We start from the raw sequence: 20,363 nt of genomic DNA, 5'->3' as shown, positions 1-20,363 counted from the left end.
TAATTAAAGTTAATGATTTTTAAAACACTACCTTAAATTTTAGGTCTTAGATGTCCACTTTTTGCTGACGATTTACAATGACGGATTTTTTTTAGTTTAATAAACTTCTTCTTTTTTGAAGAAAACGGTATCATTTCCTTTCCTAAATTTTAGTTCGGAATAACGAATCGTATAATTATCAATCATTCCGTACGTTTCTAAAATATAATTATCCTTGAAACGATAATTTCTATTTGTTTTATTTCTTGCATTGGCACCTAACTCTTCTTTAAGGCTTAATATTTTTGGAGAAATCTCAAAACGTGGATCAGTTTCTATTCGATTGATAATGATATTTATATCCGTTGAGTCCATAATTAGAATAGTTTGTTGTTTCATCTTTTTGATTCCAGAAATATCTGTTGAAACAATCTTTGGTTCTCCTTTGAATCCAATTCCAGCCTGATGTAGATCATTTATTAAATCATCATTTGAATACATTTGACTTCTGTAACCATATTTTACCATTGGAATGACAACTGTAAAAAATAGAGCCAACGAAACAATCATTGCGGCTTTATTGTAGCCAGCCATTCTTAGTCCATAGTAAATAAATGGAACCAAAATTAATAATACAATGCCAAAAATAATAACAGCAATTAATCCAGATTCCATTAGCTTTTTATCATAGTTAAAAATTCATCTTCTGTCAAGACCACTACAGTTCCAATTTCCTCAGCTTTTTTTAATTTACTACCTGCTTTATCTCCAGCAACTAAGAAATTTAAATTTTTAGAAACAGCCGAAATATTTTTTCCTCCATGGTCTTCTACCATTTTCTGTGCTTCGTTTCGTGTAAATTTGGTTAAACTTCCCGTAAACAAAAATGTTTTCCCTTCTAATGAATCGGATAATGGTTTTGCTTCTTCACCAATTTCAAAATTTAATCCATAATCACGTAAACGTTGAATTAGATTTTGATGTTGTTCTTCTTTAAAATATTCTTTGATTGAAAAAGCAATTTTTTCTCCTACATCTGGTACAGCAACCAATTCTTCCATAGTAGCTTGCATTAGTCGGTCAATATTCTGAAAGTGTTTGACTAATTTCTTCGCAACCGTTTCACCAACATGACGAATTCCGATGGCATATAATACTTTTTCGAAAGGTTGTTCTTTCGATTTTTCAACAGATGTAATAATATTCTGAGCCGATTTTTCGGCCATTCTATCCAAAGGTAAAATAGCTTCTTTTTGTAAGGTATAAAAATCAGCAATATTGTTGAGTAAATTTGCGTTGTGTAATAAAACTGCAGTTTCAGCACCAATGCTTTCAATATCCATTGCTTTTCTCGAAACAAAATGCTCTAATTTTCCAATAATCTGTGGTTCACAACCATTTTCGTTTGGACAATAATGTTGTGCTTCGCCTTCGTTTCGAATTAGTTCTGTTCCACAAGAAGGACATTCTTTAATAAACTCTATTTCTTCCGTTCCAGGTTGACGTACGTCTGTATTGACACCTACTATTTTTGGAATAATTTCTCCACCTTTCTCAACATAAACTATATCGCCAATGCGGATATCCAATTTTTTGATGATGTCTTCATTATGAACAGATGCACGTTTTACAATTGTACCAGCCAACGAAACAGGTGAAAGATTAGCTACTGGCGTAATTGCTCCTGTGCGTCCAACTTGATAATCAATACTTAATAATTCAGTCTCAGCAGCTTCTGCTTTAAATTTATAGGCCATCGCCCAGCGTGGTGATTTTGCAGTATAACCTAATTCATCTTGTTGTGAAAAAGAATTGACTTTAATTACAATTCCATCCGTTTCGTAGGGCAAATTTTTACGTTCAATATCCCAATAGTCAACAAAAGCTAAAACTTCTTCCAAGGAAGTACATAATTTAGATGTATGCGGAATTTTAAATCCTAACTCATCCGCGGCTTGTAGCATTTCCCATTGTGTAGAATACGGCAAATTATTTCCAATAAAATAATACGGAAAGCATTGTAAACCACGTTTAGCAACTTCTGTATTATCTTGTAATTTCAATGAACCTGAGGCAGTATTACGAGGATTTGCATACAATTCTAATCCATTTTGAGCGCGTTCTTCGTTAATAGCTGCAAATTTATTTAGCGGTATAGTAATCTCTCCACGCATAAAAAAACGTTCGGGATAATTACCTTTCAATTTTAAAGGAACAGATTGTATGGTACGAATATTATTCGTGATTTCATCACCTTGTGTTCCATCTCCACGTGTTACAGCCTGAGTTAACTCACCATTTTCGTATAAAATAGAAATTGAAGCACCATCGTATTTCAATTCACAAACGAATTCTACAGCTTCGTCAAGCGTCTTTTCAATTCTTTTTTCCCAGTCTTGTAAATCTTCTACTGAGTACGAGTTATCCAACGAATACATTCTAAATTCGTGTGCAATGGTTGGAAAGTTTTTTGTCACCATGCCTCCAACTCGTTGAGTAGGGGAATTAATATCAAAAAACAAAGGATTCTCGTCTTCTAAACGTTTTAATTCTTTTAATTTCAAATCAAATTCGAAATCAGAAATCGTCGGTTTATCTAAAACGTAATAATTATAATTATGCTGAGTAAGCTCTTCTCTTAAAGCTAAAATTTTATCTTGAATTTCCATTCTAAAAATGTTACAGAACAAAGATAAACACTTGAATTTAGACGAACAATTTTTAAAATAATTTGGAATGATTTATATTTAGGAATATTTATTGAAGGGTATATTGAAAATAATTAAGTATGAATAATTTATTAGAAGTTTTAGATACTAAATCAAAGGAATTTGAAAACACAGTTTCTATTGTCACAACTGGAGCTGCAGCAGGAATTGCGATTTCGAAAGCAATTAATAAAGATCAAAAAATTGGTGCAATTGTAGGTATTGGAGTAGGCTTATTGGCTTATGCTATGTTTAGCCCTAAGAATAAATTGAAAAAAGAAAATTTGAAACTTGAAAAACAAATCCATAAAATTGAAAGCAAATTTGAAAAATAATCTATTTTTATACGCAAGTATCTTTTCCTATTTAGGGAGTTTAATCTTGCCTGTACATTTTGTGTTTGAAGATGCAGAAGGTTATTTTGGTTATGTTTATGCTTATTTAGGTTGGATGACATTTCCGTATGTAGATTTTTATTGTTGGTTAGGTAATTTCACCTTATTGTTTTCTTGGATTTTTTATCGAAAAAAAGCAAGTTTATATGCAAGTTTTTTAACACCGATATTAATGTCATTTTATGGAATAAATCATTTCACAGAATTGAATATGTTGGAAGTTCACGAGTACAATTATCCACTTTTTGGATATTGGGTTTGGTTACTTTCATCTATTTTTATGGTCATTTATCATTATAAACGAAATGTTTTAAAAAGTCAAACTATTTAAGTTTGACTTTTTCTGTATTATGAATATGATAATTTGTTCTCGATAACGATTAGATACAATTTAAAAATATATTCTTATAATTTATATATAATTAATTTAATTGAGATATTTAACGTATTTCATTAAAAAAGTCGGTTAAAAGTGCTTTAAAAATACCTATTTTGGAAGGTTTTTACATTTTATTCCGAATATGATAATTATTCCTCGATACACATTAGGTAATATACAATATTTTCTCTATATATTTATTGAATAATCACAGAAATAACTCTATCAAATAAATGGAGTAATATTTTTTTATTTATAAAAATTTATTAAATTTGATAAAATATTAATCTCTATTAAAACTATGGAGATTATAAAAATAGCCACTTAAAATACTATAAAAACGAATCTATTTATATTAGTAGATTTCATGTGTTAATTTAATTTCAATAACTCAACTTAAGATTTAGGTTGAGTTTTTTGTTTATTTTTACCTTTCATTCTTTTATATGGAAATAGAACAAATTCTGACTCAAATTTCACCAATATCATCAATTTCGCTTCATCAACTAATTGATAAAATTGAATTAATAAATTTCCCTAAAAACTATTCTTTTTTAAATGCTGATAAAATAGAAAAGAAAGTTTATTTCATTAAAAAAGGAATTGTTAGAGCCTATACGATTGATGATGGAAAAGAATTGACATTTTGGTTTGGAAAAGAAGGTGATTCTATTTTGTCTATGAGAAGTTATGTGGAAAATAAAACGAGTTACGAGACGATAGAAACGATAGAAGATTGTGAATTGTACGAAATAAAAATTGCAGATTTACAAGAGTTTTATTTAACCAATTTGGAAATAGCTAATTGGGGACGAAAATTAGCCGAAAACGAATTAATCAAAACAGAAGAACGATTTATTTCGAGACAAGTTGGAACAGCTACAGACCGTTACAGAAAGTTATTAATTGAAACTCCAAGTTTAATTAACCGTGTTCAGTTGGGATATATTGCATCGTATTTAGGTATTTCTCAAGTGACTTTAAGCCGTATTCGTGCCGAAATATAACTGAATAATTTTTTAACATTTGTAAAAAAATAGTTTAATTTTCTGATTCATCTTTGCGAAAAATATAAACAAAATGAATTGGATTTTATTGATTTTAGGTGGATTGTTCGAAGTTGGTTTCACTTCATCTTTAGGAAAAGCGAAAGAAACCACTGGTTCTGAAATGTATATGTGGTATGGCATATTTGGAGTCTGTTTAGTTGCTAGTATGTTTTTGCTGATTAAGGCAACACAGACTTTACCTTTAGGTACAGCTTATGCAGTTTGGACAGGAGTTGGAGCGGTTGGAACTGTGTTAGTTGGAATATTTGTATTTAAAGAACCCGCAAATTTTTGGCGAATATTTTTTATTTTCACTTTAATTAGTTCAATTGTTGGGCTGAAATTTGTATCAAATTAAAATGTTTTATACATGTGTTTATCTGCCAATATGGCTGAATATTACGAGGTTTTTTCATTAAAATGAAGTGGTATTGTTTTTGAATTAATACCTTCAAAATATACATATGAACAATAATAGAAATTATAGTTTCGAAGAAATTCCAGATAGCTTTCACAATGAGCAAGATTTTTATGCAAAATTTAGAGAAAGATTAGATGATGTTCAGAAATTTCCAGCAGATTATTTATTCAAATTCATTTACCCTTCAAACGAAGAAACAATGAAAAAAATAAAAGATGTTTATGCAGGAACAAATGCAGAATACGAATACAAAGCTTCGAAAAACAGAAAATATACGTCAATTTCGATTAAACTTTATGTTATTGATTCAGAAACTGTGATCAATTATTACAAAGAGATTGCTAAAATAGAAGGCGTAATCATGCTATAATAAAAGGTTGCAGATGCAACCTTTTATGTTTTTTGGAAAGAGTAGGGGAGTTACAATAATTTAGAAAAATCTTTTGATTCTAATAATTCTTTGAAAAATTCATTCGTAAAATCTGTCACTTTTTGATGAACTTTATTTCCACTCGAAATGCGATGAACACCTAATTCGCTAATTATCTTATATGAACTTAATTTTGGTGTAATAAAGATATTTAACGGTAATTCAATTTGATTAATTACATTTTCGATATCAGATTTCTCTTCAATCAAAGGGACAAAAATTCCGTCCGCACCAGCTTCTTTGTATAATTTGGCTCTTTTTAAAGTCTCTTCTAAAGGATTTTCAACTTTTGTTGTATAAGTATCAATTCTGGCATTAATGAAAATATCTTTATTTTTTGAATTTAAATATTCCTTAATAGATTTAATCTTTTTTTCGAGCACAATTTGATTGGATAATTTTCGATTATCATCATCTGTATTTCCATCCTCTAAATTGATTCCGACAACACCAGCATCAACTAATTTTTCGATATAATCATTCAACGTTTCTAAATCCTCAGTAAAACCACTTTCGATATCTGCTGAAACTAAAAGTGATGTAGATTTTGAAATCCGTTCGATTATATACAACATTTCATAAAACGAAATATTTTGACCATCTTCATAACCTAACATATTGGCAATGGCATGACTCGAAGTGCCTACAGCTAAAAAACCAGCTTCTTCGGCAGCTTTTGCACTTATAATATCCCACACATTTGCAATAACAAGTGGGTAATTTTGGTTATGCAATTTCTTGAAATTTTCTAAAGACATAATACTATTTTTTGTGTTTCAAAGAATACATCAATAATCGTTCATTTATTCAATTACAAATACTTGTAAATGTTTGCAAATATTTATAATTGAATAAAGTGTTAAATATCTGTACTATAAATATTAATATATTAAACAGTGTAAACGTATTGAACTCGAAAATTACTTTAGTAAATATAATTGTGCGCAAACTTTTGCATCGGATAATGCTTCATGATGATTCAGTTGTAAATTAAATTTTCTAGCACAATCTGATAGTTTAGTTGGTTTGATTCCTTTCAATTTAAAAATTCTATAAGTACATTCCCAACGATCAGAAAGATTAAGTTGTGAATAGTTTAAACCATAGAATTCCATTGTATGTTTTAGAACAGAACGATCAAAAGCTTCATTATGCGCAACTACAATTTGATTTTGTAAACGGTGTTTAATTTCAAAATAGATATCGTCAAATGTTGGTGCATCAATTGTATCTTCTGGGCGAATACCATGTACCAAAATATTGTGGTAATTGTATTGATTAAGAGGTGGTTGAATTAGCGTGTAATACTCGTCTGTAACCACATTATCAGTTACAGTAACGATTCCAACTGCACAAGCTGAATTGCGATAGTTATTCGCAGTTTCAAAATCAATTGCAACAAAATTTTCCATAGATTATAAATTTGATGTGATAAAATTGATTATTTTTTCGGCTTCAAAAGGAGAAAACCAATTAACTTTTTCATCTTTTTTAAACCATGTCATTTGACGTTTTGCAAATCGTCTTGTATTCTTTTTGATTTCATCTATTGCAAAATCTAATGTTATTTTTTCATCAAAAGAATCAAATAATTCTCGGTAACCAACAGTTTGTAAGGCATTTAATTCTTTCAAATGTAACAACAATTTAGCTTCATTCAACAAACCTTCGTTCATCATAATATCAACGCGACGATTAATGCGATCGTACATTTCTTCGCGAGGAAGTTCTAAACCAATTTTTATTATGTTAAATGGACGTTTGCCTAAATTATTATTTCTGAATTGTGAGAAAGGTTGTCCAGAAGATCGATAAATTTCTAAGGCTCGTGTAACGCGTTGTTTATTGAAAATATCGACTTCGTTAAAGTATTTAGGATCTACCTGTTCTAATTCTTTTTGTAACTTTTCGATTCCAAACTCTTCTAATTCATCATTCAATTTTTCTCGAATAGCAGGATCTACCTCTGGAAAAGTATCAAAACCAACTGTAATGGCTTTTTCATATAAACCAGATCCACCAACCATCACACAAATATCATTTGTTTTGAAGTAGTTATCTAAAAATAATAATCCATCTCGTTCAAAATCACCAACTGAATATTTTTCGTGTATAGAAATATTTTGAATAAAATGATGTTTTACTTGAGCCAATTCTTCGTTTGAGGGAACAGCTGTTCCTATTTTCATTTCTTTGAAAAATTGTCGGCTATCACACGAAATAATTTCAGACTGAAAATGTTTTGCAATCGCTATAGCCAAATTCGTTTTACCAATTGCAGTTGGACCAACAACAGAAATTAACGTTTTATTTTTTTGAATATTTTGCATGCTTTACTATATCAAGCGCAAGATACTTCGATATTTTATGAAAAGAAAAAGCTTCTATTAGAAAATAGAAGCTTTGTATATGATATAAAAAAATTAGTTGTTGAAGTGATATAGAAAAACTACATCTGCTGTATAAGCAGGTTTTGGATTGTCTTTAATTTCGAAGTTAGCTTCAATTACAACTTTTGCAATTCCTCTTAAGTCTGTTATCTTTTTTAATTTAGCTGTTAATCTTACTTCGCTATCTACTAAAACAGCTTGTCCAAATTTTAAATTCTCAATTCCGTAATTGATTAACATTTTGATATTTCGAACTTCTGCAATTTGATCCCATAAATGAGGAATCAAAGAAAGTGTTAAATAACCATGAGCAATTGTTTTTTTGAAAGGACCCTCATTAGCAGCTTTTTCTGGATCTGTATGAATCCATTGATGATCTAAAGTTGCATCAGCAAAGCGATTGATTTGTTCTTGTGTTATAATGTGCCAATCTGATTTTCCGATTTCTTTTCCTTCGAAAGCTTTGTACTCATCGAAATTATTAATAATTACCATTATTCAGGTTTTTTTGTTTTTAGTATTCTAATTGTTCAAATCTAATGAATAATCGGCAGAAAAATAAATATTCATCTAACAATAATTATGCATGAATAATAAGTATAAAAAATCCGATTCTTAAATTTAAGAATCGGATTGATTTTGATTTATTTAATAGTTTTAATCTACAATCTCTGCATCTTCTACATCTGCATAAACTTGCTGTGTTGATTTCCAAGATAAATATTTTAAGACTTCTTTATTGAAATATTTCATTCCAAAAAGTAAAATCCCAAGGTCATCTATTAAACCAAAAGGTCCTAAAAGTGCTTCTGGAATAAAATCAATTGGAGAAATTATATATAAAGTTGCCAATAAACCTAAAACAATATTTTTCATGTCAGGTTTGTAGTTACCTTTTCTGAAATCGCTTAGCATTGCAAAAAATGCTTTCACTTTTTCGAAGAAAGATTTGTCATTTTGAGCTGCCATTGCAGCACCACTAGCGACTTTAAAGAATTTTGATTTTTTCATTTTACAAAATATGTTTTAAAAACGTATTATGTATTACAAAGTACATGCCAATATTTAGTTGCAAACTATTTTTGTAAATCTTGTTCAATTGAAAAAATCCATTCAAATTTCTGGTTTTCAAACTTTTCTTCAGCCAATAAATACAATGTTTTTTCGGTTTCTTCATACTTTACTTTATCCATTGTTGCTGGATTAAATGGAGGTAATTGTTCTATAGCAACCGTAATTTTTTTTGTATTTCCTTTATAATTGATTTCTTTCGAAATTTCTAGTTTATTCATGATCATTTTCTTTGCGTCGTAAATTTACAAAATAAAGGTTTTCTAAGGAGTTCTTAAGAGATAATATTATCTTTGTTTGTATAATACAGAATATAAATGAACGATTTACACGACCAATTAAAAAATTTATTTCCTGATCACATCGCAGAACCAGAAGAAAATCAAGAGGTTGAAAATGAATTATGGATGCAAGATGATCCATTGATATGTAAATACGAAAAACGTAAAGGAAAACCTACCACTGTAATAGAAGGGTACACGGGTGCGGACGAAGATTTTAAACAATTGGCCAAAGAAATAAAGGTCTTTTTGGGGGTTGGAGGCAGTTTCAAAGACGATTCGATCATTATACAAGGAGATTATCGCGATAAAATAATGTCTTACTTGAAGGATAAAGGATTTAAAGTGAAAAGGGTAGGTGGTTAATAAATTCTTTACCATTATTACAGATAAAGATTGTATATTGTATCCTTATTTTAATTTTAAAATCATGAGTAAAGCAGCATCAGAATTAGTTTTAAATGCAGACGGAAGCATTTACCATTGTAATATAAAACCAGAACATTTAGCTGATACAATTATAACAGTTGGTGATCCAAATCGAGTTGAAAAAGTGTCAAGACATTTTGACACCATAGAGCATATCACTTCTAAAAGGGAGATTGTTACACATACAGGAATGTTGAACGGGAAACGTTTAACGGTTATTTCGACAGGAATGGGAACAGATAATATTGATATTGTTTTCTCTGAATTAGATGCGTTGGCAAATATTGATTTGGAAACTGGAGAGATTAAAAAAGATTTCAGAAAATTATCATTTGTTCGTTTAGGTACTTCAGGAGCTTTGCAAGAAGATATTCCTGTAGATAGTTTTGTAATTGGTTCTCACGGATTAGGTTTAGATGGTCTTTTGCATTATTATGTTGGAAGTGAAGCTGTGATGAATAAAGAGATTGAAGATGCTTTTATCAAACATGTAGATTGGTCACCAAATAAAGCACGACCTTATTTAGTTGGAGGATCTGAAACTTTACTAAATAAATTAGCATCAGAAAAAACAATTCAAGGAATAACAGCTACAGCTTGTGGATTTTATGGACCTCAAGGTCGCTTTTTGAGATTACAACCTAACCCTGCTGATATCAACGATCGTTTGACTTCTTTTAACCATAATGGTTTAAGAATTTCTAATTTTGAAATGGAAACTTCTGCAATTTATGGGTTAGCAGCGATGATGGGACATGAAGCTTTATCGGTGAATGCAATTGTAGCGAACAGAATTTTAGGTGAATTTAGTACAGATTCTTACAAAACGGTTGATGCAATGATCGAGTATTCTTTGGAAAGATTAACAAAGTAATAAATAACAACAATAGAATAGAAAAGCTCGAGAATAATCTCGAGCTTTTATTGTAAAAGATAATTATATTTTAATTTAAATTCATTAATTCTTTTGCTTGATTGATCGCAGCTTCTGTTAATTCTGATCCAGAAATCATTTGAGCAATTTCTTCTAAGCGCTGTTGCTGAGATAGTTCAATCACATTTGTTTGTGTCGTTTCTTCAACCACTTCTTTGTAGACTTTTAATTGATAATTTCCTTTAGAAGCAACTTGTGGTAAATGTGTAATCACTAAAAGTTGCATATTATCAGCCATCGACTGCATTACTTTTCCTGTTTCGTTTGCAACTTTACCTGAAATTCCAGTATCAATTTCATCTAAAATTAATGTTGGTAAATGTTGATGCGTGGCCAATAATTTTTTGATTGCTAACATCAATCTCGAACGTTCACCACCTGATACAGATTTTTCGAAAATACGTGGTTCCATTCCTTTATTTGCAGAAAATAAAAACAACACTTCATCTTTTCCAGTTGCTGTAAAATCTAAAGTTTCGTTGAGTTGAATCGTTAATTGCGAATTTTCCATTCCCAATTGTGATAAAGTATTCAAAATGTTTTTTCGAATAATTTCAATTGATGAGAATCTATTTTTTCTAATTTTTAAAGCTTGTTTATCTAACTTTTCTGAAATCGCATTTAATTCTTTCGTTAAGTGAATAATTAAATCACTTAAATTATCAAAACCAGAAGTTTGACTTTCTAATTCATCTCGTTTAATAATCAATTCTTCAATGGTGATTACATTGTGTTTGCGTAATAATTTATGAATCAAATCGTAACGATCTGTGATTTCTTGTAAACGTTCTGGATTAATTTCTGTAGATTCGATCAAATGACTCATTTCTCCAGAAATATCTTGTAATTCAATTTTAGAAGAAATTAATCGCTCATAAATCGAATTGTATTGAGAATTATAATCCGAAATTTTATTTAACTTATTACTTGCTTCGTTCAATTGAGAAATAATTCCCATTTCGGGATGTTCTAAAAATTGATAAGTTTCATTTAACGTCGAAATGATTTCTTCAACATTTGCTAATGATTTTATTTCGAATTCTAAATGTTCTAACTCATCATGTTTAAGAGATGCATTGTTTAATTCTTCCCATAAATGCAATTTGTATTCTAAATCCTGTGATTGATTTTCGAGTGAATTCTGCGCATCTTTTATTTTTTTCTTGGTCGAAATATATTGATTGAATACTTTTTTATACTCTTTTAACAATTCTTTATTTTCTCCGTAAATATCCAACATCGATAATTGAAAATCAGCTTCGAAAATTTTTGGTGTATTAAATTGAGAATGTATATCGATCAATAATTCAGATAATTCTTGTAAAATAGAGACTTTTACAGGGGTGTCATTGATAAAAGCACGTGATTTTCCTGAAGGTAACAATTCTCTTCGAAGAATAGATTCGTCTTCATAATCTAAATCATATTCCTCAAAAAAATCATTCAATTCAAGATCTTTAATATTAAAAATTGCTTCAATAATACATTTTTCATCCGCATTTTTCAATGCTTTTAAGTCAGCACGTTCACCTAAAACCAATTTCAAAGCACCTAAAAGAATAGATTTACCAGCACCAGTTTCACCAGTGATTGTTGTCATTCCTTGATGAAAATCAATCTCTAATTGATCGATAATTGCAAAATTATTAACGCGAAGTGTTCTTAACATTTACTTTTTCATTTTATTCCAATACGTATCGTTGTACTTTGGAGCGATAGAATTTAAAATTTCTTTTAATTTTTCGATATTCACTGACGACGTTTGTCCACCTGTAAATACCTGACTAATTTCGCTATTTTTTGCTGTTAAGAAAATTTCTAAAGGATAAAATTGAGAATAATTTCCTCTTTGGTAAAATTCTAATTGTAACAAGGTATTTCCGATCGCATTTTTACCTCTCAACTCATTTTCTGCCATAATATCCAATCCATTTCTGTGGTATTGATAAGTGATGTTACGTAAAGTTGAGTTATCTGATTTTAGAATATTGTTAATTAATGAAGTACGAGATTTTAAACCGTCCATTTCGCTCCAACCAGAAAAATTGTTATTGATTTGACCAAAGTCAGCAATTTTTTTCGCCATTTTGAAATATTCAGTTCCACCTTCTTTTGTAAAAGTGTCCGCATCATAACCTAATACTAAATACACATAATATGTTATCACATCTGTTAAATTTTTACCACTAAATTTACGATCATTGAAGATTAATTCTTCGAATTCTTGGTATTGGAATGTGAAATTATCATCTGATAAATTAAGAACAGGTGTATAATAAGTAGAGTTGAAAACTGGACGACGAGATTGAACCAAAATAGATCCTTTTAATCGATTTCCTTCTCTTTCTTTAATGTTTATAACGAAACTAGCTTCAATTCTTTCGTATGTTTTTAGTCGATCATTTGTCCATTTAGTAGAATTAATAAAGGTTGTCAGTGATTTTTCTAAGGTTTGATACATTTGTGTATTTGAACCCTGCACCATTGAATAATCAACTTTAACATCAGCAATAAGATTCTGGGAAAAAGCAGAAACAGCTAAACATGTTGAAAAGAAAATTGAGGCTAATTTCTTCATTATATTGTTATAATTTATTTAAAATAACAGTCAAAATATCTTTTGCAACTTCAGTTTTTGATTTAGCATCAAATTGTTGCATCGATAAATCTTTGTCAATAATTGTAATTTTATTTGTATTCTTCTGAAAACCGGCTTCTTTATCTTGCATCGAATTTAGAACAATAAAATCAAGATTCTTTTTGGTTAATTTTCTCTTTGCATATTCTTCTTCATTATTCGTTTCTAAAGCAAAACCAACCAATAATTGATGTGTTTTGATTTCACCTAATGATTTCAAAATATCTGGATTCTTAACCAGTTCTATGATTAAATTATCATCGTTTTCTTTCTTAATTTTTTGTTCAGCCATTTCTTTTGGACGATAGTCTGCAACAGCTGCCGACATTACAACAACATCTGCATCAGCAAAATTGTCGTGCATCGCTTTGTACATATCACGAGCAGAAACAACATTTATTCGTTCGATAGGATAACCAAGGACAGATTCATGACTAGGCCCACTAACCAACGTGACATTTGCACCAAGATTAGTAGCAGCCTTCGCAATCTCAAAACCCATTTTTCCTGAAGAATAATTACCTATAAAACGTACAGGATCTATGTTTTCGTATGTTGGTCCAGCAGAAACAACCACTTTTTTTCCGTAGAGTGGAAGAGTAGCTGCAATAGAACTTTCTAAAAATGAAATAATATTCTCGGGTTCAGCCATTCTGCCTTCACCTAACAATCCACTTGCCAGTTCACCAGCTTCTGCAGGAATGCAACTATTACCAAAAGATTCTAATTTTGAAATATTTTCTAATGTAGACGGATGTTTGTACATATCCAAATCCATCGCTGGAGCAAAATAAACTGGACATTTTGCAGAAAGATAAGTTGCCAAAACCAAATTATTACAGGTTCCATCTGCCATATGGGAAAGCGTATTTGCAGTGCAAGGGGCAATTATCATATAATCAGCCCAAAGTGCATATTCTACATGATTGTTCCAGTCTCCTTTATCACCGAAAAACTCCCATTCAACTGGGTGTTTGGACAACGTTGAAAGTGTAAGTGGAGTGACAAAATTTTGTGCATCAGGTGTCATAATAACTTTTACTTGTGCACCTTTTTTGATAAGCCCTCTAACAAGAAAAGCGGCTTTATAGGCCGCTATTCCGGCAGTAACTGCCAAAAGAATTTTTTTACTATGTAAAACAGACATTATTTATCCTCATTTGGATTTCTGTAATATACGTCATTGTCTAACCATTCCTTAACCGCAATAGATGTCGGTTTTGGTAATCTTTCGTAGAATTTTGAAACTTCGATTTGCTCTCTGTTTTCAAAAACTTCTTCTAAAGAATCTGTATGTGCAGCAAACTCATCCAATTTCTGAATTAATTCAGTTTTCATTTCTTGGTTAATTTGTTCTGCTCTTTTTCCCATAATTACAATCGACTCGTATAAGTTTCCTGTTTTCTCATCGATTTTATTACGATCATAAGTTTGTGTTGTTGGTGCTGCACCGATATCCTTGAAATTCATAATGAAAGAATTTTTATATATTTTACTATTTATTATTTTTTTGCTCTTTGCTTAATTCAGCTTGTTCAGCTTCATTTTTTTTTCTCGACTCTTCTAATTCAGCGAGAATTTTTTTAGTTTCAATTATATCTTTATCAACTTTTTCCATCAATTTATTTGCTTCAGACTTGAATTTAGTTTCTGGATAATATCTTGTTAACAATAGATATTGTGTTCTAGCATCTTGTAAACGTAATTCTTTGTTTTCTAAACGAGAAAAATTTAACGCTAATTCTGCTTTAGCACGCAAAGAGTACATCATGGCTTCTTCTCTAAATTTAGAATCTGGGTACTCATCAATCATATTATCGAATGACACACCAGCAGCCTTATATTTCATCGTTTTATAATAAACTTTTGAAATTTCGAAAGACTTTAACTCTAATTTCTGTCTAAGCTCTGTAATGTAATTATTCGCATCATTTACATGATTTGATTCTGGGTACGAGTTAATGAAACCTTGTAATTCACTAATCGCTGTATAAGTACTTGTTTGGTCTAAATCATACTTCGGTGAATCTTTGTAATAAGAAAAAGCTGATTTAAATAATGCTTCTTCTGCACGACTATCCATTGGGTAAGATCCTGCAAAACTCTTAAATTGATGACCTGCCAAACGAAAACTTTTTTCGTTAAAGTTCGCTTGCGCCATATTATATGCAATATCAGCTGCTTTTTCCGTTCCTACAAAAGACGTTGAAATTTTTTCGTATAATTCGTTTGCCAAGTCGTATTTACCATCTTGGTATAACTGCGTAGCTAATGTAAAGATTTCGTCTTTATCTGTACTTTTCATCGCTTTGTTGTAGGTCTTGTTACAAGACACTAATGAAGCGCCAATTAAAACTAGTAAGCTTAGTTTTTTAAACATTCTGCAAATTTAATAAAAATTGAGGACTAAAGTATAAAAAATTATTTTCTTATCCTCTTAATAAAATCTCAAAGTTTTGAATTATTACGCTGTTGTGTCTGCGCTTAATGTAACTACATCACGATCAAATAGATATAACCCGCCTTTGTCAGAGCCAATCATTTCTAATTTATCTAAAATATTTCGAGCTAATTTTTCTTCTTCGATTTGTTCAGATACATACCATTGTAAAAAATTGTGTGTAGAATAATCTTTTTCTTCTAATGTTAACCCAACAATTTCGTTAATCGATTCAGAAACAAAGCATTCGTGTTTTAATATTGCTGTAAAAACTTCTTTTAACGTAGTAAAATCTTGTTTTGGTTCTTCAATTTGTGGTACAAATGCTTTACCACCTCTTTCGTTGATGAATTTTATTAATTTTAACATATGCATGCGTTCTTCATCAGCGTGAGCGTATAAGAAGTTAGCTGTCCCTTCTAATCCTTTTACTTCTGCCCATGAAGCCATAGCTAAGTATAATTGAGAAGAATCACCTTCTAATTTTATTTGTTTATTTAATGCGTTTAATACTGAGTCTTTTATCATGATTTTATTTTTTAGATGTTAGATAATAATTGGTTAATTTTTGTTGTCAAATTATCCGAAGCAGGAACTAAAGGTAAACGTGTATAGGGTTTACAAACACCTTTGTTGTCTAAAACAGCTTTAATCCCACAAGGGTTTCCTTCTTCGAAAATAGCACGTGTTATTTCAACAATTTTGTAATGTGCATTATAAGCTGCATCAACTTCTTTGTTTAATGCTTTGCGAATCATCTCTGTAAAGATTGTAGGAATACCTTGACCAATAACAGAAATAACCCCAGAACCGCCTGCTAATGTCATAGGTAAAGCAAATTCGTCGTCACCAGAGATAATGTTAAAATCTTCGCGAGTATTTTTACGAATAATATCTGTAGATTGTAAGAAATCTGGAGAAGCTTCTTTAATTGCAACGATATTTTTAAATTCATTTGCTAAACGAATTGTTGTATCTGCTGTAATATTAGATCCTGTTCTACCTGGTACATTATACAAAATAATATTTGCATTTGTACTTTCAGCAATTGCTTTATAATGTTGGTAAATACCTTCTTGATTCGGTTTGTTGTAATAAGGTGAAACAGTAAGAATTGCACTATAATCGCTCAAATCTGTTTCCTGATATTCTTTAATAACTTCTGCAGTATTGTTTCCTCCAATACCTAAAACCATCGGAACACGATTAGCATTGGCTTTCTTTATTGTTTCGATTACCTTTAGCTTTTCATCTTTTGTAAGCGTTGCAGCTTCAGCTGTAGTTCCTAAAATAACTAAATATTCAACACCACCATCGATACTGTAGTTTACTAATTTTTCTAATGCAGTATAATCTACCGTACCATCTTGTTGAAAAGGCGTAACCAAAGCAACTCCTGTCCCAATTAATTGTTTCATCTTCTATTAAATGTATTAAATCTATTACTAAGTAAATTTCGGAATTATATTTTGAATAGACAAACTATAGCGATTATCTATAATTGGTCTTAGATAAAATCCAAAATCTTCCAAAAATAACAATTAATTTATAGGTTTAAAATTAAATTAATCGAAGATTGTATGATTTTATTTATACTTATAAAAAAAGCCACTCAAACGAGTGACTTTACTATACTTTTTGACTTTAAATTAGTTAAAAGTGTATTTAAATCCTAAAGAAAAACGACCAGCTTCAAAATCTGAATCATTTGATAATCTCCAATCAGGCTTCCAATCAAAATGGAATGCCAAAGGAGCAGATGGAATTTTATATTCTAAACCTGCTTGTGGACGAATACCAAATATTGTTTTATCTTCATAATATCCTTTATCTACAAAAGTTAATTGAGGTCCAACCCCTACATACCATCCTAATCCGTTTGTACCAGAAAACGGTTGATTATATGTATAATCTGCACCTAAAACAGTAACATGATCACCAAACATTACTTGTACATTACCAGCATTTTTACCATCAAAAGAGTGTTTAAATTGTGGACCTACAAGTGTTTCACCGTCTCCTAAGTCTACAACAACACCTAAAGCATTTTTATAGTTTTGAGCATTTACTTGAGAAATTCCTAATGCCATTACAGCAACTAATAATACTTTTTTCATTTTATAAATTTTTAGTTCTTTTTTTGTTATGCCAATAGTTAAACAAAAAGCATGCAAATGTTACTTTAATGTTAAATATTAACATTATAAAAACCGATTAGCAAATCCTATAGTACTTTAATTCAATAGTATATTTACTTAATTTAAAATCATTCTAAAATTAGATAAATTACATTCATCTCTATTAAACAGCTAATTTTGTACAAACAAAACAACAATGATAAAAACAGTAATTTTCGATATGGATGGTGTAATTGTCGATACAGAACCTGTACACAAATACGCTTATTTCGAACATTATAAAGAATTGAATATTCCAGTAACAGAAGAATTATTTGCAACTTTTACCGGTCAATCGACAAAAAATGTGTATCAAATTTTAAAAGATAAGTTTGATTTGAAAGAAGAAGTAAATGATTTAGTTTTGAGGAAACGAGCGATTTTTAATGACGCTTTTGATACAAAACCTGATTTGTATTTAATAGATGGAGTAGAAGAGTTGATTAAAGATTTGTATGCTAATAAAATTGAATTAATCTTAGCTTCGTCTGCATCAAAAAGTACGATTGATCGTGTGTTTAGTCGTTTTCAATTGGATCAATATTTTTCACATAAAATATCGGGTGAGAACTTTCCTAAATCAAAGCCAGATCCAGCTATTTTTTTACATGCGGCTGAAATAGCCAAATCAGAATATGACGAGTGCATTGTTATCGAAGATTCTACAAACGGAGTTGAAGCTGCATTTTGCGCAAACCTCTATTGTTTAGGTTATAAAAGTGTCAATTCTAAAAAGCAAAATTTAGAAAAAGCAAATTCGATAGTTGATGATTTTAATCAAATAAATGCAGCCTATATTATTGATTTGAAATAGATTTATGCTAATCAATAATTTTATATTGTTTCATTAAGAAAATGGCATTCATCATTTTGGTAGTGCCTTTTCTTAATTTGTAATCCGAAAAATAATTGTTATCAAAGTTTTTCAATTCAAAACAATAATTGATAATATGAGCAGGATTATCATTTTCCATTTTCGTTAATTCTAAATCGTGTGTTGCGATAAAACCTATTAATTTCGTTGGAGATTGAATAAGCTTTTCCAAAAATTTTTGCGAACCAATCAATTTATCTTCTGAATTGGTCCCTTTCAAAATCTCATCCAGAATAATAATTTGCGGTTGATTATCCTCCAATCGATCAATTAAAATTTTCAATTTATTGATTTCATTTTTAAAATAAGAATCACCTGAAGACAAATTATCTGCTGTACGGATACTTGTAAATAAATCCATTGGGTAAAATGACATTTTATTTGCACTTACTTTTAAACCGTTCATAGCCAGTACTAAATTTGTTCCAATTGTACGAAGAAACGTGCTTTTTCCAGCCATATTTGCTCCCGTTATAATTGCAATATTATTTGGACGATTTGTCTCAAAATCATTTTTAACAACAGTTTCTTCATTCAATAATGGATGAAAACCATTATATATTTTTAATTCATAAGGTTCATCTGCAATAGTTGGAAAAGTAAAAGATTTAAACTTATCATTAAATAAAGCAAACGAAACAAAAGCCTCCAGTTTAGCCAATTCATCTAACCAAGGTTTGATTTGATGAACAGTTTTTTGAACTTCATTTTCAAATTTTATTGAATAATTTAATCGCCACAAGAAAAAAGTATTTAATACAAAACCAACAATTGGAAAATTAGCTGCATCTAAGGTTTCTTTGGTCGAAGAAATGGTTTTAATTAATGAAGATGATTTAGTTGGATTTTTAAACGTTGCTTGTATTTCTGAGTTTAGTTTCGATTGAAAAATTTCATCCTCTATATGTTTACAAACTTCGTATAAATTATCCAATTCATCTGCTTTCATTGTGGTGTATGCAGCCACTCGTTTTAGTTGTTTTTTGTAGACAAACGTAATTGCACTCGAAACGAATACAGCGGTTAATATCCAATAAAAAACTATTACTTTTGGAAAACCAATGAAAGCCAAATAGACAAAACAAAGGATATTGATGGCAGAAACAACACTTGGAATAACTTTCAAAAACTGATTGTTAAATACACGATTTTCAAAAACAAAAATAGAAGATTGATTCATTTTTAATCGTTTCATAAATGTCAAAAATGTCACAATCCAATCTCTTTTTTCAGCTAATTCTTTAAAAGCGTTTTGACGTTCTATAATTTCGGTTTTGTCTAAAATTAAATTCGATAAATAATATTTCAATTGTAAACTACCGATTCGCGTTTGTGTTTTATTGATTCGATTAAAGATTGAATTACCTTCTAAAATATCTAAATCTTTGTTGTAAACATTATTGAATTTAGAATTATCTTCAACAAATTGATCGATAGAATCATCAGTTTTTAGTTGTGAAATTATTTCTAAAGCTTGTGTAAAATAGGTAAGTTGAGTAGAAATCCTGGAAGTAATAACCACCAAAATGATGAAAACCACAAATAATATTGTAGAAATAATTAAATATAAATCATTACTTGAAGTAACATAAAGCGAGAAAAACACAAGTGAACTAATAAACGACAGAAGCCTTATATTGCTTATTTTATTCTTTTTCGATTTTAAAGTGATGAAATCTTTGTTTATTTTTTCTTCTATTTTTAGATATTCTTCCATTATAATATATTTCGAATTAAAGATAATGGTAAAAACATAAAAGAGCGAAAT

Annotated in this window: 25 protein-coding genes; 8 read left to right on the top strand and 17 right to left on the bottom strand. The window is 29.9% G+C overall.

All coding sequences use genetic code 11. The features are described from left to right. Positions 1–96 precede the first annotated feature (96 nt). Entirely contained in the window at positions 97–654 is a 558-nt protein-coding gene (locus IF125_RS07175; protein WP_225542006.1) for a hypothetical protein, read from the bottom strand. Beyond that, on the bottom strand, positions 654–2,648 hold the full coding sequence (gene ligA / locus IF125_RS07170) for an NAD-dependent DNA ligase LigA (RefSeq protein WP_225542005.1): 1,995 nt from the start codon (positions 2,646–2,648) through the stop codon (positions 654–656). Before ligA ends, IF125_RS07175 begins: the two co-directional genes overlap by 1 nt. 119 nt (positions 2,649–2,767) lie before the next feature. Here ligA and IF125_RS07165 point away from each other — a divergent pair, with 119 nt between their 5' ends. The 5 genes from IF125_RS07165 (at position 2,768) to IF125_RS07145 (ending at position 5,301) form a co-directional block, all read left to right on the top strand. Then, complete coding sequence (locus IF125_RS07165) at positions 2,768–3,022, top strand: hypothetical protein (RefSeq protein WP_171622104.1); 255 nt, start codon at positions 2,768–2,770, stop codon at positions 3,020–3,022. Then, positions 3,012–3,413, top strand: a complete 402-nt coding sequence (locus IF125_RS07160; RefSeq protein WP_225542004.1) for a hypothetical protein — start codon at positions 3,012–3,014, stop codon at positions 3,411–3,413. The genes IF125_RS07165 and IF125_RS07160 overlap by 11 nt, the downstream gene beginning before the upstream one ends. A 494-nt stretch (positions 3,414–3,907) precedes the next feature. After that, positions 3,908–4,468, top strand: a complete 561-nt coding sequence (locus IF125_RS07155) for a Crp/Fnr family transcriptional regulator (RefSeq protein WP_171622106.1) — start codon at positions 3,908–3,910, stop codon at positions 4,466–4,468. Positions 4,469–4,541: 73 nt separating this feature from the next. Continuing rightward, positions 4,542–4,868: a DMT family transporter gene (locus tag IF125_RS07150; protein WP_225542003.1), complete on the top strand. Its 327-nt coding sequence runs from the start codon at positions 4,542–4,544 to the stop codon at positions 4,866–4,868. Between the two features lie 106 nt (positions 4,869–4,974). Further along, a complete protein-coding gene (locus tag IF125_RS07145; RefSeq protein ID WP_225542002.1) occupies positions 4,975–5,301 on the top strand; it encodes a DUF493 family protein in 327 nt (108 codons plus the stop codon). 50 nt (positions 5,302–5,351) lie between these two features. Here IF125_RS07145 and IF125_RS07140 read toward each other — a convergent pair whose 3' ends face one another. From IF125_RS07140 to IF125_RS07115, 6 genes are all read right to left on the bottom strand, one after another. Beyond that, the gene (locus tag IF125_RS07140; protein ID WP_171622109.1) at positions 5,352–6,119 is read right to left on the bottom strand and encodes an isocitrate lyase/PEP mutase family protein; all 768 of its coding nucleotides are present in this window, start codon (positions 6,117–6,119) and stop codon (positions 5,352–5,354) included. Positions 6,120–6,281: 162 nt separating this feature from the next. Next, positions 6,282–6,773: a 3'-5' exonuclease gene (locus IF125_RS07135; protein ID WP_171622110.1), complete on the bottom strand. Its 492-nt coding sequence runs from the start codon at positions 6,771–6,773 to the stop codon at positions 6,282–6,284. Between the two features lie 3 nt (positions 6,774–6,776). Further along, positions 6,777–7,691 (bottom strand): tRNA (adenosine(37)-N6)-dimethylallyltransferase MiaA, encoded by a 915-nt coding sequence (miaA, locus tag IF125_RS07130; RefSeq protein WP_225542001.1) that lies wholly within the window; start codon positions 7,689–7,691, stop codon positions 6,777–6,779. A 93-nt stretch (positions 7,692–7,784) separates the two neighbouring features. Next, positions 7,785–8,246, bottom strand: coding sequence for a MaoC family dehydratase (locus tag IF125_RS07125; protein ID WP_171622112.1), 462 nt, complete (start codon positions 8,244–8,246; stop codon positions 7,785–7,787). A gap of 162 nt (positions 8,247–8,408) precedes the next feature. Then, on the bottom strand, positions 8,409–8,762 hold the full coding sequence (locus tag IF125_RS07120) for a YkvA family protein (protein ID WP_171622113.1): 354 nt from the start codon (positions 8,760–8,762) through the stop codon (positions 8,409–8,411). Between the two features lie 65 nt (positions 8,763–8,827). Continuing rightward, positions 8,828–9,043, bottom strand: a complete 216-nt coding sequence (locus tag IF125_RS07115) for a hypothetical protein (RefSeq protein WP_171622114.1) — start codon at positions 9,041–9,043, stop codon at positions 8,828–8,830. Positions 9,044–9,139: 96 nt separating this feature from the next. Between IF125_RS07115 and IF125_RS07110 the strand changes: the two genes are divergently transcribed. Next, entirely contained in the window at positions 9,140–9,469 is a 330-nt protein-coding gene (locus IF125_RS07110) for a translation initiation factor (RefSeq protein WP_171622115.1), read from the top strand. Positions 9,470–9,533: 64 nt separating this feature from the next. Next, positions 9,534–10,406, top strand: coding sequence for a nucleoside phosphorylase (locus IF125_RS07105; RefSeq protein ID WP_225542000.1), 873 nt, complete (start codon positions 9,534–9,536; stop codon positions 10,404–10,406). Between the two features lie 70 nt (positions 10,407–10,476). On the opposite strand, the gene recN is transcribed toward IF125_RS07105, so the two are convergent. From recN to IF125_RS07065, 8 genes are all read right to left on the bottom strand, one after another. Then, entirely contained in the window at positions 10,477–12,135 is a 1,659-nt protein-coding gene (gene recN, locus IF125_RS07100) for a DNA repair protein RecN (protein WP_225541999.1), read from the bottom strand. Next, a complete protein-coding gene (gene porD, locus IF125_RS07095; RefSeq protein WP_225541998.1) occupies positions 12,136–13,044 on the bottom strand; it encodes a type IX secretion system protein PorD in 909 nt (302 codons plus the stop codon). A gap of 7 nt (positions 13,045–13,051) precedes the next feature. After that, positions 13,052–14,251: a bifunctional phosphopantothenoylcysteine decarboxylase/phosphopantothenate--cysteine ligase CoaBC gene (gene coaBC, locus IF125_RS07090; protein WP_171622536.1), complete on the bottom strand. Its 1,200-nt coding sequence runs from the start codon at positions 14,249–14,251 to the stop codon at positions 13,052–13,054. Beyond that, positions 14,251–14,574, bottom strand: a complete 324-nt coding sequence (locus tag IF125_RS07085) for a DNA-directed RNA polymerase subunit omega (protein ID WP_019973784.1) — start codon at positions 14,572–14,574, stop codon at positions 14,251–14,253. Before IF125_RS07085 ends, coaBC begins: the two co-directional genes overlap by 1 nt. 25 nt (positions 14,575–14,599) lie before the next feature. Next, the gene (locus IF125_RS07080; protein WP_225541997.1) at positions 14,600–15,484 is read right to left on the bottom strand and encodes an outer membrane protein assembly factor BamD; all 885 of its coding nucleotides are present in this window, start codon (positions 15,482–15,484) and stop codon (positions 14,600–14,602) included. 84 nt (positions 15,485–15,568) lie between these two features. After that, positions 15,569–16,072 carry a ferritin gene (locus tag IF125_RS07075; protein ID WP_188320031.1) on the bottom strand — a complete coding sequence of 168 codons (504 nt, stop codon included), beginning with the start codon at positions 16,070–16,072 and terminating at the stop codon, positions 15,569–15,571. A gap of 11 nt (positions 16,073–16,083) precedes the next feature. Continuing rightward, positions 16,084–16,962 (bottom strand): 4-hydroxy-tetrahydrodipicolinate synthase, encoded by an 879-nt coding sequence (gene dapA / locus IF125_RS07070; RefSeq protein ID WP_225541996.1) that lies wholly within the window; start codon positions 16,960–16,962, stop codon positions 16,084–16,086. Positions 16,963–17,193: 231 nt separating this feature from the next. Continuing rightward, positions 17,194–17,661, bottom strand: coding sequence for a hypothetical protein (locus IF125_RS07065; RefSeq protein ID WP_225541995.1), 468 nt, complete (start codon positions 17,659–17,661; stop codon positions 17,194–17,196). Between the two features lie 217 nt (positions 17,662–17,878). Here IF125_RS07065 and IF125_RS07060 point away from each other — a divergent pair, with 217 nt between their 5' ends. Then, the gene (locus IF125_RS07060) at positions 17,879–18,535 is read left to right on the top strand and encodes an HAD family hydrolase (protein WP_225541994.1); all 657 of its coding nucleotides are present in this window, start codon (positions 17,879–17,881) and stop codon (positions 18,533–18,535) included. Between the two features lie 7 nt (positions 18,536–18,542). Here the strand turns inward: IF125_RS07060 and IF125_RS07055 are convergent, their stop codons facing one another. Continuing rightward, entirely contained in the window at positions 18,543–20,312 is a 1,770-nt protein-coding gene (locus tag IF125_RS07055) for a MutS-related protein (protein WP_225541993.1), read from the bottom strand. Positions 20,313–20,363: the final 51 nt, after the last annotated feature.

Origin of the sequence: Empedobacter stercoris (assembly GCF_020281205.1) — a bacterium.
GTDB classification, from domain to species: Bacteria; Bacteroidota; Bacteroidia; order Flavobacteriales; family Weeksellaceae; genus Empedobacter; species Empedobacter stercoris.
This window is presented reverse-complemented; position numbering and strand designations above follow the sequence as displayed.